This window comes from Kitasatospora sp. NPDC056273 (assembly GCF_042268845.1).
In the GTDB taxonomy this organism is placed as follows: Bacteria; Actinomycetota; Actinomycetes; order Streptomycetales; family Streptomycetaceae; genus Kitasatospora.
Genome location: NZ_JBHJSJ010000106.1, coordinates 1 through 13,134, shown reverse-complemented (window position 1 = coordinate 13,134; position 13,134 = coordinate 1). Strand labels below are relative to the sequence as shown.

10 protein-coding genes and 1 pseudogene are annotated in these 13,134 nt (G+C 75.6%); 8 read left to right on the top strand and 3 right to left on the bottom strand.

Annotated elements, in window-relative coordinates; translation table 11 throughout:
* Positions 1-260: 260 nt before the first annotated feature.
* From ACFCY1_RS40880 to ACFCY1_RS40870, 3 genes are all read left to right on the top strand, one after another.
* Positions 261-848 carry a 50S ribosomal protein L25/general stress protein Ctc gene (locus ACFCY1_RS40880; RefSeq protein WP_049653621.1) on the top strand — a complete coding sequence of 196 codons (588 nt, stop codon included), beginning with the start codon at positions 261-263 and terminating at the stop codon, positions 846-848.
* A gap of 108 nt (positions 849-956) precedes the next feature.
* On the top strand, positions 957-1,535 hold the full coding sequence (gene pth / locus ACFCY1_RS40875) for an aminoacyl-tRNA hydrolase (protein WP_074001289.1): 579 nt from the start codon (positions 957-959) through the stop codon (positions 1,533-1,535).
* Between the two features lie 145 nt (positions 1,536-1,680).
* Positions 1,681-2,004: a hypothetical protein gene (locus ACFCY1_RS40870; RefSeq protein WP_143204483.1), complete on the top strand. Its 324-nt coding sequence runs from the start codon at positions 1,681-1,683 to the stop codon at positions 2,002-2,004.
* Between the two features lie 67 nt (positions 2,005-2,071).
* Here ACFCY1_RS40870 and ppc read toward each other — a convergent pair whose 3' ends face one another.
* Positions 2,072-4,876 carry a phosphoenolpyruvate carboxylase gene (ppc, locus tag ACFCY1_RS40865; protein ID WP_049653627.1) on the bottom strand — a complete coding sequence of 935 codons (2,805 nt, stop codon included), beginning with the start codon at positions 4,874-4,876 and terminating at the stop codon, positions 2,072-2,074.
* Between the two features lie 259 nt (positions 4,877-5,135).
* Between ppc and ACFCY1_RS40860 the strand changes: the two genes are divergently transcribed.
* Positions 5,136-6,404 (top strand): sensor histidine kinase, encoded by a 1,269-nt coding sequence (locus ACFCY1_RS40860; protein ID WP_049653628.1) that lies wholly within the window; start codon positions 5,136-5,138, stop codon positions 6,402-6,404.
* A 67-nt stretch (positions 6,405-6,471) separates the two neighbouring features.
* Here ACFCY1_RS40860 and ACFCY1_RS40855 read toward each other — a convergent pair whose 3' ends face one another.
* On the bottom strand, positions 6,472-6,999 hold the full coding sequence (locus tag ACFCY1_RS40855; protein ID WP_049653631.1) for an SUKH-3 domain-containing protein: 528 nt from the start codon (positions 6,997-6,999) through the stop codon (positions 6,472-6,474).
* Positions 7,000-7,075: 76 nt separating this feature from the next.
* On the bottom strand, positions 7,076-7,537 hold the full coding sequence (locus ACFCY1_RS40850) for a YwqJ-related putative deaminase (RefSeq protein WP_375877781.1): 462 nt from the start codon (positions 7,535-7,537) through the stop codon (positions 7,076-7,078).
* Positions 7,538-7,924: 387 nt separating this feature from the next.
* Here ACFCY1_RS40850 and ACFCY1_RS40845 point away from each other — a divergent pair, with 387 nt between their 5' ends.
* The 4 genes and pseudogenes from ACFCY1_RS40845 to ACFCY1_RS40830 form a co-directional block, all read left to right on the top strand.
* Positions 7,925-9,085, top strand: coding sequence for a Gfo/Idh/MocA family protein (locus ACFCY1_RS40845; RefSeq protein ID WP_375877780.1), 1,161 nt, complete (start codon positions 7,925-7,927; stop codon positions 9,083-9,085).
* Entirely contained in the window at positions 9,082-10,272 is a 1,191-nt protein-coding gene (locus ACFCY1_RS40840; RefSeq protein WP_375877779.1) for a DegT/DnrJ/EryC1/StrS family aminotransferase, read from the top strand. Before ACFCY1_RS40845 ends, ACFCY1_RS40840 begins: the two co-directional genes overlap by 4 nt.
* 341 nt (positions 10,273-10,613) lie before the next feature.
* On the top strand, positions 10,614-11,615 hold the full coding sequence (locus ACFCY1_RS40835) for an SMI1/KNR4 family protein (RefSeq protein ID WP_049660184.1): 1,002 nt from the start codon (positions 10,614-10,616) through the stop codon (positions 11,613-11,615).
* Between the two features lie 94 nt (positions 11,616-11,709).
* Positions 11,710-13,134 (top strand): annotated as a pseudogene (locus ACFCY1_RS40830) (hypothetical protein); the annotation flags it as partial.

The following is a 13,134-nucleotide window of genomic DNA, read 5'->3' as shown; positions in this document are numbered from 1 at the left end:
GCCCCGGTCCGGTCGGACCGGGGCCGCCGCCGATTTCGCGGGAGGCCGCTCGTGCGGTTAGACTCGTGAAACTGCTCGGCGAGGGATGCCGTGCGCCTGCTTGCCGGGTGCCCGCTCCGTGATCGACGCGCTGCCGGTGCCGGACTCCCGTCCACCGGCAGGCCGTTGCCGCCGAGTGACCCCCGAACGTACTGAGGGTGTGGTCCCGGCGGTTTTCGCATTGCCTGCACCCCCGCGCCATTTCCACGAGGAGTGCAGTCGTGTCCGAGATCCGTATTGCCGCTGAGACCCGTTCCGAGTTCGGCAAGGGTGCCGCCCGTCGCGCCCGCCGCGCCGGCTTCGTCCCCGGTGTCGTCTACGGCCACGGCCACGCCCCGGTTCACCTGAACCTGCCCGGCCACGACCTGATGATGGCCCTGAAGACCCCGAACGCCCTGCTGGTCGTCCCGATCGAGGGCAAGGACGAGTACGTCCTGCCGAAGGCCGTCCAGCGCGAGGCCATCAAGCGCACCATCGAGCACGTCGACCTGCTGCTGGTCAAGCGCGGCGAGAAGGTCACCGTCGAGATCCCGGTCCACACCGAGGGCGAGCTGGCCGCCGGCGGCAACCTGCTGGAGCACGTCCTGAACGCGCTCCCGATCGAGGCCGAGGCCACCCACCTGCCCGAGTCGGTCACCGTCTCGGTCGAGGGCCTGGAGGCCGGCGCGGCCATCCACGCCAAGGACATCGTCCTGCCGGCCGGCGTCACCCTGGCCGTCGACGCCGACGCCGTCGTGCTGCAGGTCATCGGCGCCCAGGCCGCCCCGGCCGAGGACGAGGCCGCCGAGGCCGAGGGCACCGAGGCCTGAGCCTCGCCCCGTTAGTCGGACCGCTGCCCCGGTCGCTCCCGTCGGAGCGCCCGGGGCAGCGGCGTGTCCGGGATGATGACGACGAGCGCGAAGGAGAGGAAGGACGGCATGGCGGACGAGTACGAGGGCCCGTGGCTGGTGGTCGGGCTGGGCAACCCCGGGGAGCAGTACGCCCGGAACCGGCACAACATCGGCTTCATGGTGGTGGACCTGCTGGCGCAGCGGATGGGTGCCAGGTTCAAGGCGCACAAGAGCCGGGCGCAGGTGGCCGAGGGACGGCTGGCGGGCAGGCGGGTGGTGCTGGCCAAGCCGATGTCCTTCATGAACCTCTCCGGCGGGCCGGTGACGGCGCTGCGCGACTTCTACAAGGCGCCGGCCTCGGCGCTGGTCGCCGTCCACGACGAGCTGGACATCGACTACGCGACGCTGCGGCTGAAGCTGGGCGGCGGCGACAACGGCCACAACGGGCTGAAGTCGATCACCAAGTCGCTGGGCCCGGACTACCACCGGGTGCGCTGCGGGATCGGCCGCCCGCCGGGCCGGATGGAGGTCGCGGACTTCGTGCTGAAGGACTTCTCCGCGACCGAGCGCAAGGAGCTGGAGTGGTTCGTGGACCGCTCGGCGGACGCGGTGGAGGCGCTGCTGTCCGAGGGGCTGGAGCGGGCCCAGGGGACGTACAACTCCTGAGCCTCCTGACCATCCGTCAGGACCCTGTGCGGGGTACGCAACGGTCGTACAACGCTTGGCCCGTCAAACCTGAATCGGTGTGAGAAACCTGTGCGGGATCGGATAGCGTCGGCCTGGTACGCGAACGAGTCCTGGGGAGTTCTCGATGCGGGAATTGCGTCCGGACCGCCGAGTGCGGTGGAGCCGGGGGGTCGAGCTGAGGCGGCTCGGCCGGCGGGTCGGTACGGCCGGTGCGCTGGGGGTGGCCGGCGTCCTGCTGTCGGGCGGTGCGGTGGCGCACGCGGAGCCGGTCGCCGAGTCGGACCCGGCGGTCTCCCCGGAGCCGGCGGCGGCGCAGTTCGGCCCGGTGCTCGGTGACTCGATGGGCCCCGACGCGGGGCTGCTGGCGGTCGGCGGCGGCCTGGTGGTGGCGGCCGGCGGCGCGGCGCTGTGGCTGAAGCGCAAGCGCGCGGGCGAGACCGCGGAGTAGGAACCTCACGGCCGAGGGCCGGTGTCCCCGACGGGACACCGGCCCTCGGCCGTTCTCGGGCCGGCCGTCAGCCGGTGTTGCGCAGGCCGGCGGCGATGCCGTTGACGGTCAGCAGCAGCGCGCGGGCGCGCAGCGGGTCGTCCTGGCGCCCGGCCGAGAGCTCCTCGCGCTGGCGGCGCAGCAGCGCGACCTGGAGGTAGGAGATCGGGTCGAGGTAGGCGTCGCGGACGGCGAAGGTCTGCTTCAACACCGGGTTGTGCTCCAGCAGTTCGCTCTCGCCGGTGAGCCGGAGCACCTCGCGCAGGGTGAGCGCGTGCTCGGCCTTGATCTCGTCGAAGACGTGGTGCAGCTCGCCGGGCACCAGCTGCTCGACGTAGTGGCGGGCGATCCGCAGGTCGGTCTTGGCCAGCGTCATGGCGACGTTGGACAGGAAGTTGCGGAAGAAGTGCCACTCGCCGTACATCTCGTCCAGCACGTCGCCGAGGCCGGCCGCGCGGGCGGCGGCGAGGCCGGAGCCGACGCCGTACCAGCCGGGGACGATCTGCCGGGACTGGGTCCAGCCGAACACCCACGGGATGGCCCGCAGGCCGTCCAGGCCGGCGCCGGAGTCGGGCCGGCGGGACGGGCGGGAGCCCAGGTGCAGCGAGGCGAGCTGGTCGACCGGGGTGGAGGCGAAGAAGTACTTCGGCAGGTCCTCCTGCTCGACCAGGCCGCGGTAGGCGGTGTGGGCGGCCTCGGAGACCTGGTCCATCGCGGCGTCCCAGCGGGCCAGCGACTCGGGGGCCTGGCGCGGGGCGGTGTGCAGCGCGGAGGCGGAGAGCGTGGCGGAGAGGGTCAGCTCCAGGTTCTCCCGGGCCAGCGAGGGGAGCAGGTACTTGTCGGAGATGACCTCGCCCTGCTCGGTGACCTTGATCTCGCCCTCCAGGGTGCCCCAGGGCTGGGCCAGGATGGCCTCGTGCGAGGGGCCGCCGCCGCGGCCGACGGTGCCGCCGCGGCCGTGGAACAGGCGCAGCCGGATGCCGTAGCGGTGGGCGACGTCGCGCAGCCGGCGCTGGGCGCGGTGGATCTCCCACTGGGAGGTGGTGATGCCGCCGAACTTGGAGGAGTCGGAGTAGCCGAGCATGACCTCCTGGACGTCGCCGCGCAGCGAGACGAGCAGGCGGTAGGACGGGTCGGAGAGCATCTCGTCGAGGATGCGGTCGGCCTGCTGGAGCTCGTCGGTGGTCTCCAGCAGCGGCACGATGCCGATCTTGGCGATGCCGGCGTGCAGGTCGATCAGGCCGGCCTCGCGGGCCAGCACGGTGGCGGCGAAGACGTCGTCGGCGCCCTGGCACATCGAGATGATGTAGCTCTCGACGATCTCGTCGCCGAAGCGCTCGAAGCCCTGGCGGACGGTGTTGAAGACGCCGAGGGTCTTGGTGCCGGCCTCGTCCAGCGGGGCCGGGGTGGGGGCGAGCGGGCGGCGCGAGCGGAGCTCCTTGGCGAGCAGCTTCTGCCGGTACTCGCGGGGCATGTCGGCGTAGCGCCAGGCCTCCTCGCCGAGCCGGTCGAAGAGCTGGCCGAGGGCGTGGTGGTGGGCCTCGGCGTGCTCGCGCACGTCCATGGTGGCGAGCTGGAGGCCGAAGGCCTCGACGGTGCGGATGGCGCGGGCGAGGCGGCCGTCGGCGATGAGCTCGCCGCGGTGGGAGCGCAGCGAGTCCTGGATCAGCCGCAGGTCGGCGATCAGCTCGCGGGTGCCGAGGTAGTCGCGGCCCTCGACGTGCGGGGTGCCGCCGGCCAGCCGCTCGCGGGTGTTCTCCAGCTTGAGCCGGATGCAGGTGGCCTTGAGGCGGTAGGGCTCCTCGGCGTTCATCCGCTTGTAGCGCGGGCTGAGTTCGGGGAGCAGGTGCAGGTCGGTGTTGAGCGAGGCGAGCAGCTCGACCGAGGCGCCGGCCAGCCGCTCGGAGGTGGAGAGCGTGTTGCGCAGGTCGTCGATCGCGGCGAGCGCGTCCTTGATGCCGTACTCGTGCTGGAGGTTGAGGACGTCCCAGGTGACCTGCGGGGTGACGTTGGGGTTGCCGTCGCGGTCGCCGCCGATCCAGGTGCCGAAGGTGAGCGGGCGCACGCCGTCGGGCAGGCTCAGGCCGACCCGGGCGAGCTCCTCGTGCAGCTCCTCCAGGACCTCGGGGACGGCCTCGCGGTAGAGCTCGTCCAGGTAGTAGACGGCGTTGCGGGCCTCGTCGGTGGGCTCGGGGCGGGCGATGCGCAGCTCGTCGGTCTGCCAGAGCAGGTCGATGACCTCGGCCAGGCGGCGGTCGGCGGAGCGCTTGGCGCTGCTGGTGCGGGCCTGGTCGGCGGCGGCCAGGCCGGAGGTGACCTCGTCGCGGTGGATGCGGTCGAGGAGTTCGCCGATCCGGCGCAGCTTGTTGAGGACGCTGCGGCGGGCGGCCTCGGTGGGGTGCGCGGTGAAGACCGGGCGCACGGCGAGGTGGGCCAGGGTGTCCTGGAGGTGCTTGGCGTCGGCCTCGGCGAGCAGGTCGGCGGTCTGCGCGAGCAGCGAGCCCTCGCGGGCGCGGCGGGTGGCGAACTCGCGGCCGCGGTGCACCTGCTCGGTGACGTTGGCGAGGTGGAAGTAGGTGGAGAACGCCCGGACCAGCTTCGCGGCGGTGTCCAGGTCGATGTCGGAGAGGAGTTCGGCGGTGGCCTCGCCGTCGGTGCGGCTCAGCAGGCGGACCTGTTCGACCAGGCCCAGCAGCTGGGGGCCCTCCTGGCGGACCAGCGTCTCGCCGAGCAGGTCGCCGAGGCGGCGGATGTCCGCACGCAGGGCGGCGTTGTCGGGATCGGCGACGACGGGCGTGGGGCTGTCCGCCGGGGTGGGGACCGGAGCGGTCACGGCTGTCTCCCTGTGGTGGTGGGGTTCGGCAACGGCTCATCGTCACAGGTCCACACGCGTGTGGCGGGTGTGACGCGTGCGGACCGCGCTGTCCGACGCGACCAGCATAGGTGTCGGGGAGGGTGCTGTCCGCGACGTGGCCGGATGGCGGACAGGGCTGCCGAAAACCACCTGTGGTCTGGACCACTTGACGGCCTAGGGGGGTGTACGGGGAGATCCCGGTGGGGAGGGGAGGGGGTTGCCGCTTACGCTGTGGGGCATGAGCAACTCGCCTGGGGAGCGCGTGCCGGTCCGGTCGTTCTTGTGGTGGAAGCGGCCGCGCAGCGCTTTCCTGGACATCGGGCTGGCGTTGCTCGCCGCCGTCGAGTGCGCGGCCAGCACGATCGCCTTCCTCTCCGCCCGGATCCACGTCAGCACCGCGGGAGCGGTCGGGATAGCCGTGCTCGGCACGCTGGCCGGCGGCTCCCTGGTGGTGCGCCGGCGCTGGCCGGCCGTCCCGGTGCTGGTGACGCTGCTGGTGATGCCCGGAATGCTGGGCGTGGTGCTGCTGGTGGTGGCGCTGTACACGCTGGCGTCGACCTGGGAGTGGCCCTCGCGGCGCCGCCGGGTGGTCGCGCTGTCCGCGCTGGCCTTCGCCGAGGCGGCCGCCGTGATGGCGGTGTCGCTGATGACGCCCGGGGACGGGCCGGTGGACCCGCCGCCGCTGTGGGGTCAGATCCTGCTGTCGCTGCTGGTGGCGGTCGGGCTGACGGTCGCCCCGGTGCTGACCGGACTGTACGTCGGCGCGCGGCGGCGGCTGATCGAGTCGCTCAAGGACCGCGCGCACGGCCTGGAGACCGAACTGGACCTGCTGGCCGAGCAGGCGCAGGAGCGCGCCCGCCGGGCCCGGCTGGAGGAGCGCACCCGGATCGCCCGGGAGATGCACGACGTGGTGGCGCACCGGGTGTCGCTGATGGTGGTGCACGCCGGGGCGCTGGAGCGGATCGTCGGCAAGGACCCGGAGAAGGCGGCGCAGAGCGCCAAGCTGATGGGCGAGGTCGGCCGGCAGGCGCTGAACGAACTGCGCGAGATCCTCGGGGTGCTGCGGATGGACGACGAGCGGCAGCCGGAGCCGGACTCGCTGGCCGGGCTGCCGCGGCTGGTGGACCAGTCCCGGGTGGCCGGGATGGCGGTGACCCTGACGGTCAGCGGCAGCCGGCAGGAGTTCACCGGCGAGGCCGAGCAGACCGCCTACCGGGTCGTCCAGGAGGGCCTGACCAACGCGCACAAGCACGCGGGCGGCGCCCAGGTGTCCGTCCTGCTCTCGTACGCGCCGAACGGGGTGCGGGTGGCCGTGGTGAACGCCTGCCCGGGCGGGGAGCGGGGCGCGGCGAAGCTGCCCAGCGGGGGCAACGGGCTGGTCGGGATGCGGGAACGGGTGATCGCGCTGGGCGGCACCTTCTCCTCCGGGCCGGAGGCGGACGGCGGGTTCCGGATCGAGGCGGTGCTGCCGTCCCGGCTGGCGGTGCGGGCCGAGCGGCTGCGCTGAGCCGGGCCCGGCGCTCCGGCGCTCCCGGTGCTCCTCCTCCGTACGCCTCGGTGCCCGTCAGTACTCGTCAGTACTCGTCCGGGGTCCGCAGCCGCTCCGGGGCCGTGCCCAGGACCAGGGCGGAGACCGCCTGGTCGATGCCGTGCCCGAGGAACCACTCGCCGGTGTGGTCCAGGCTGTAGACCCGGCCCTCCTCGTCGACGGCCAGCAGCGCCTGCCCGTACGCCTCCTCGCCGAGCGGGGCCAGCCGGGTGCCCAGCGCCCGGCCGAGGTCGAGCAGGGTGCGCGGCTGGTGCAGGCCGCACAGCGGGTCGATCAGGAACGGCGTGCGGGCCAGCTGGCGGCCCGGGCCGGACAGGTCGAAGGCGAGGCCGCCGAACTCGGCCCAGGCCTCCACCGCCGCCGGGAACACCGCGTGCGTCACGCCGGTGGGCGCGCCGTACCCGACCAGGGCGTCGGCCCACTCCTCGGCCTGCCGGATCTGCCAGCGGCCGGGGTGCCAGCCGGCCGCCTTGAGCTCGGCGGCGACGTCGGCGGGGAAGCGCGGGCGGGTCCGGGCGCCGGCGGGGGAGAGGGTGGCCGGTGCGGGCGGGATGGGCGGGTTCAGGGCGGGCTCCAGGGCTGGGGGACGGGGGACGTGCCGGCGGCTCGGCCGGCCGGTGCGCGGGCGGTCAGTGCGCGGGCGGCCCGACGGCGACGCTGCGCACGGTGAAGTGCTCCAGCATCGGAGCGCAGGAGCGGCAGGGCGGGGCGTGGCTGCCGTGCGCCGGATCCCCCTCCTCGCGGATGCGGACGGTCGTCATCCGGGAGCCCTTGAGCGCCTTGCGGGCCTCGTGCAGCGTCATCGGCTTGCGGGCGGCGCGCTTGGAGCGCCGGCCGTCGACCGCGGCCAGGTGCTGGGAGAGCAGGACGGCCTCCGGGCAGCGGCCGGTGAACCGCTCGCGGGCCTCCGCCGGCAGGGCGTCCAGGAACTCGGCGACCAGGTGGTGCAGCACCGGGCGGCGCGGGTCCTTGTCGCCCGCCAGGGTGTGCACCTCGCCGCCCTTGAGCGACAGCGCGGCGGCGACGGCGGGCAGCAGGCTGTCGCGGTGGTGGCGCAGCACGGGCGGGCCCGCCGGCTCACCGGTGGTCATCCGTCGTCCTCCTCCTGGTAACCCGGTGTCGGCCGGAGTGACCGGGCCCGTCCGGGGCAAGCCTGTTCAGGGGCAAGCCTGTCAAACGGCACTGACAACCGCGCAACCGGGGTGCGGCGGCGGCCGGTGGCGCCACGGACCGGCCCGGCGGTCACCCGATGCTGGCCGAACGCGCACGCGTCCGTCACGACTTGTCCGCCGATTTACCGAAACGGCCCCGGAGGCCGGTACGCGGCCGGTACCGTTCCGGCAGCGAGCCGAAGGGGGACGCGGCCGACCGCGCGGAGCAACCGCCGGGCGGGCCCGACTCCCGTGCCCGCGCCGGACGTTGAGGCCACCGGGGAGGGCCTGCCGCCCACCCCGGCGCTGAGCGAAGGGGCCCGTGCGATGACGTCGGAACCGCAGGACGACCACTGGCAGGCCGCCAACCAGGCACCCGGCGGCCACGTACCCGCACCGGACGAGCCGCCCCGGCCGGTGCCCGAGCGCCCCGTCGGGCTGGCCGTGGTCGGGGCCGGCTACTGGGGCCCGAAGCTGGTCCGCAACGCGCAGCAGACCCGGGCGCTGCGGCTGCACTGGCTGTGCGACCTGGACGAGGCCAAGGCCCGCGCGGTGCTGGGGGAGTACAGCACCGTCGGGGCGACCGCCAGCTACCGGCGGGTGCTGGCGGACGAACGGGTCGGCGCGGTCGCGGTGGCCACACCGGCGGGCGCCCACTACGCGCTGGTGCGGGCGGCGCTGGAGGCCGGCAAGCACGTCCTGGTGGAGAAGCCGATCACCACCTCCGCCGCCGAGGCCGAGGAGCTGGTCGACCTGGCCGAGCGGCGCGGGCTGGTGCTGATGTGCGACCACACCTTCTGCTACACCCCGGCGGTGCGGCGGATCCGGGAGCTGGTGCACGGCGGGGAGATCGGGGACGTCCAGTTCTTCGACTCGGTGCGGATCAACCTCGGCCTGGTGCAGCCGGACGTCGACGTGCTGTGGGACCTCGCCCCGCACGACCTGTCGATCCTGGACTTCGTGCTGCCGCCCGGGGTCGAACCGGTCGGGGTGTCCGCCCAGGGCGCCGACCCGATCGGGGCCGGCCGCGCCTGCGTCGCGTACCTGACGGTCCGGCTCAGCAACGGCGCGCTCGCGCACTGCCACGTCAACTGGCTCTCCCCGACCAAGGTCCGCACCACCCTGATCGGCGGCTCGCGGCGCACCCTGGTCTGGGACGACCTCAACCCGCAGGCCCGGCTGGCGGTGCACGACCGGGGCGTCGACCTCACCCCGCCCGACCAGCTCACCGACGAGATCCGGCACCGGGCGCTGATCTCCTACCGGGTCGGCGAGATGGTCGCGCCGGCGCTGGTCGAGCAGGAGGCGCTGCGCAACGTGATGGCCGAGTTCGCCGCCGCCATCACCGAGGGCCGGGCCCCGCTCACCGACGGCCGGGCCGGGGTGCGGGTGCTGCAGCTGCTGGAGGCGGCCTCGCTCAGCCTCGGACTCGGCGGGGTCACCGTGCCGGTGGGCGCGGCGGTCCGGACCGGGGCGGAGGCGCGGTGAGCGGGGTGGTGCACGGTTCGGGGAGCGGCGCGGCGGGGGCGGGGGTGGGCGTTCCGGCCCAGGGCAGCGGTGCGGCGGGGGAGGGCGTTCCGCTGGTCGATCTGGCGGCGGCGCACGCCGAGGTGGCGCAGGAGGTGCGGGCCGGCTTCGACCGGGTGCTCGCCTCCGGAGCCTTCGTCAAGGGCCCCGAAGTGGCCGCCTTCGAGCGGGAGTACGCGGCCTTCGTCGGCGTCCGGCACTGTGTGGGCGCCGCCAACGGCACCGACGCGCTCGAACTGGCCCTGCGCGCCCTGGACCTGCCGCCCGGCGGCGGGGTGGTGCTGCCCGCCAACACCTTCGTCGCCACCGCCGAGGCGGTGCTGCGGGCCGGGCTGCGCCCGGTGCTCGTCGACGCCGACCCGGAGTACCTGCTGATGGACCCGGAACGGGCCGCCGCCGCGCTGCCCGGCGCGGTCGCGCTGCTGCCCGTCCACCTCTTCGGCCAACTCGCCCCGATGGGCCCGCTGCTGGCGGCGGCCGACGGCCGTCCGGTGGTGGAGGACGCGGCGCAGTCCCAGGGCGCCCGGCAGCACGGGCGCACCTGGTACGGGCGGATCGCGGCCACCAGCTTCTACCCGGGCAAGAACCTCGGCGCCTACGGCGACGCCGGGGCGGTGCTCACCGACGACGCCGCCCTGGCCGACGCCGTCCGGCTGACCGGCGACCACGGCGCCCGCGACCGGTACCGGCACGAACGGTTCGGCTGCAACTCCCGGCTGGACGCGCTGCAGGCCGTCGTGCTGCGCGCCAAACTGCGCCGGCTGCCCGCCTGGAACGCCGCCCGCCGGACCGCCGCCGCCCGCTACGACGCGCTGCTGGGCGGGCTGGACGGACTCGCCCTGCCCCGTACCGCGCCCGGCAACGAGCACGTCCGGCACCTGTACCCGGTGCGGATCGGCCCCGGCCGGGACCGCGACGCGGTGCTGGCCGCGCTGCACGCCGCCGGGATCGGCGCCGGGGTGCACTACCCGGTGCCGGTCCACCTGCAACCCGCGTTCCGTCACCTCGGCCACCGCGAGGGGACGTTCCCGGTCGCCGAGCGGGCCGCCCGCGAACTGCTCAGCCTGCCGCTGCACCCGCACCTCACCGAGGCCCGGCAGCTGCGGGTGGCCGAGGCGCTGGCGCGGGCGCTGGGCGGGCGGCTGTGACGGCGGGGGCACTGCCCGCGCTCCGGGCTCTCCGGGGCAGGGGCCCGTCGTCCGCCTGGCTGACCGGGGGTTGAGGGCAGGCCACAGGGCCTGCCTTCGAACTCGCGTCTGCGGGGCGGCGTTGGGGCACGCACCTCGCCGCGTTGTCGTCGGTCGCCAATGGCCCCCAGCCTTCGGCCGGGAGGTGCCCCCACCGCAGTGGCTCCCTCCTCCGCCTTGCGATGCACACACCCCAACGCCGCCCCGCCCGCCCTCCGGGCGGACGACGGGAGTTCGAGGGCAGGCCCTAGGCTGGTGCCCAGCAAGCACCGTATTTTGCAGCAGCCAGTGGGGGCTCCCAGATGACGACAGGTCGGCCCGGCGTCGCCGCCGCACCGAACGCGGCGTACGCAGGTCAGGTGGTGCAGTTCCCGGACCCGGTCCGCGCGGAGCGGCACCCCGCCGGGGTCAGGGTGGACGAGTACGGCTTCCCGGACTTCGGTCCGTACGCCGCCGCCGCGGCCGAGGTGGCCGACCCGCCGGCGGGCTTCGGCGTGGACGAACTGCGGCTGACCGACTACGTCTCGGCCAACGCCGCGCTCTACACCCAGGGCCACCCGCTCTGGGCCGACCTCCCGACCGCCGTCGCCACCCCGCCCGGCTGGACCTGGCACCACGCGGTCGGCCGGGCCGCCCCCGGCTGGCGGCGGATGGAGCTCGTCCCGGTCGAGGTCAAGGCGCTGCTGCGGCACCACGGCGGCCTGGCCACCTCCGCCGCCGACCACACCCGCCGCGGCACCCGCCCGCTGCAGGAGCGCCGGCCGGTGCACTTCTCGCTGGCCGGGGACGGCGGCGACCCGATCGGCGTCCCCGAGGACCTGGTGCAGCGCGCCGAGGAGCGCCTCGGCTACCGGCTGCCCGACGCCTACCGCACCTTCCTCAAGCTGGGCGGCGGCCGCGCCCCGGTCGGCGTGGCGCTGGACACCGAGCTCGGACTGCTGCTCGACCAGCCGTTCCTGACGCTCACCGAGGAGTACGGCACCGACGACGTCGTGTACGCCAACAAGTGCCTGCGCGACCACCTCACCAAGGACTACCTGGGCATCGCCTACGCGCAGGGCGGCCTGGTCGCGCTCAAGGTGCGCGGCGAGCGGACCGGCTCGGTCTGGTTCCACCTGTACGACGACGCCCGCGACGCCGGCGGCCCGGAGGCGCCGGAGGACCGCTGCGCCCGGCTGCTGCTGCCCTGCGGCGAGGACTTCGACGCCTTCCTGCTGCGGCTGGCCGGCAGCCCGCCGGAGCTGGAGACGGTCGCGGAGCTGATGGTGGACGGCGGGTTCGCCCGGGCCGTCCCGGTCGGCTGAGGCGCGTGGGCGCGGTGCTCGTGGTGCTCGCGGTGGTGTCGGTGGTCGCGGTGGAACGGGGGACGAAGAGGATGCGGACAGGGGTGAACCGGGCGTGGTGACGTACGCGCAGGCGCAGGAGCTCGCCGAGGAGTGGATCAACGGCGGGGTGCCGCGCTCGCAGCAGCGCGAGGTGCGGGTCCGGGAGTTCGACCTGGGCTTCGTCTGCTGGGCGGTGGCGCCCACGGGCCCGGCCGACGGCTCGGGCGGTGCGGGCGGCGGCTCGGGGGAGGCGCGGCTGGTGATCGCCCGGGACTCCGGCGCCAGCACGCTCTGGCCCGCGCTGCCCGTCAACGAGGTGGTCCGGCAGTACGAGGAGGTCTACGGGCGGCCGGTGGCGGCCAACCCGGCGGGGGCGGCGAAGCCCGCGCCCGGGCCGGTGGAGGCGACCTCCTTCCTGCTCAGCCCGCCGCAGTGGCTCCAGGAGGCGGGGGCCGCGGCGATCGCGGCGGAGGCGGAGCGGCTCGGGACGGCTCCGGCCGCTGTTGCCGCCGCTGCCGCGCCCGCGTCCGTTCCGGCTGTCGCGCCCGTCGAGGAGCCGCCCGCCGCGGCGCCGCGGCCCGGGCCGGCCGTGCTGACCGAGCCGCCGGTCTCCGACCGGCCCGCCGGGGACGCGCCGACCATGCTCGCGCCGCCGGCCGGGCACGACGAGCCGGCCGTCGCGCCGGTGCCGCCGGTCGCGGCTCCGGTCACGCCCGTTCCGTCCGCGGCGCCCGTCGCGCCTGTGGTGCCCGGCCGGCCGCCGGTCGAGGGCGAGGCCGCGACCGTCCTGATGTCGGAAGGGCTGCGGACCACCGGCTCGGACCTGCCCGAGCCCGCCGCATCGGCGGGTGCCGAGGCCGCGACCATGCTGATGCCGCCGACGGGTGGCGGCTACGGCATGCCCCCGGTCCCGCCGCCCGCCGCCCAGCCGCCCGCCGCGCAGCCCCCGGCGCCGCCCGTCGTGCCGCCGGCCCCGGGACCGGCGCCAGTGCCGGCGCCCGCCCCGGCCGCCGAGCCGGCGCCCACGCTGCTCGCCTCGCCGGACGCCATGCCCGGGCTGATGGGCCTGCCGGGTGCCCCGGTGGCCCCGCCCGCCGGTGGTCCGCCCGCCGGTGGTCCGCAGGTGGAGCACGCGCCGACGATGCTGGCCCCGCCCGGCGGCCTGCCCGGCCTCGCCGGGCTGCCCGGCGCTCCGGCCCCGGGCGCCCCGGCCCCCGGTGTCCCGGCTCCCGGCGCCCCGGAGGCCGCCGCGCCGCAGGGCGGGCTGGGCCGTGGCGCGGGTTCGGGTCCGCCGCCGCCCCCGCCGGCCGCGCTGCGCGGTGGCCCCGCCGGTTCCCCCGGCCCCGCCGCCGGGCTGGGGCGCGGTGCGGGTTCGGGTCCGCCGCCGCCTCCGCCCGCCGGGCTGAAGCACACCCCGGGCTCCGGCACGCCCGCCGCCCACCCCGGTGGTCGTGGCGCCGCCTCCGCCCCGCCGCCCCCGCCCCCGGCGGGCCTGCGG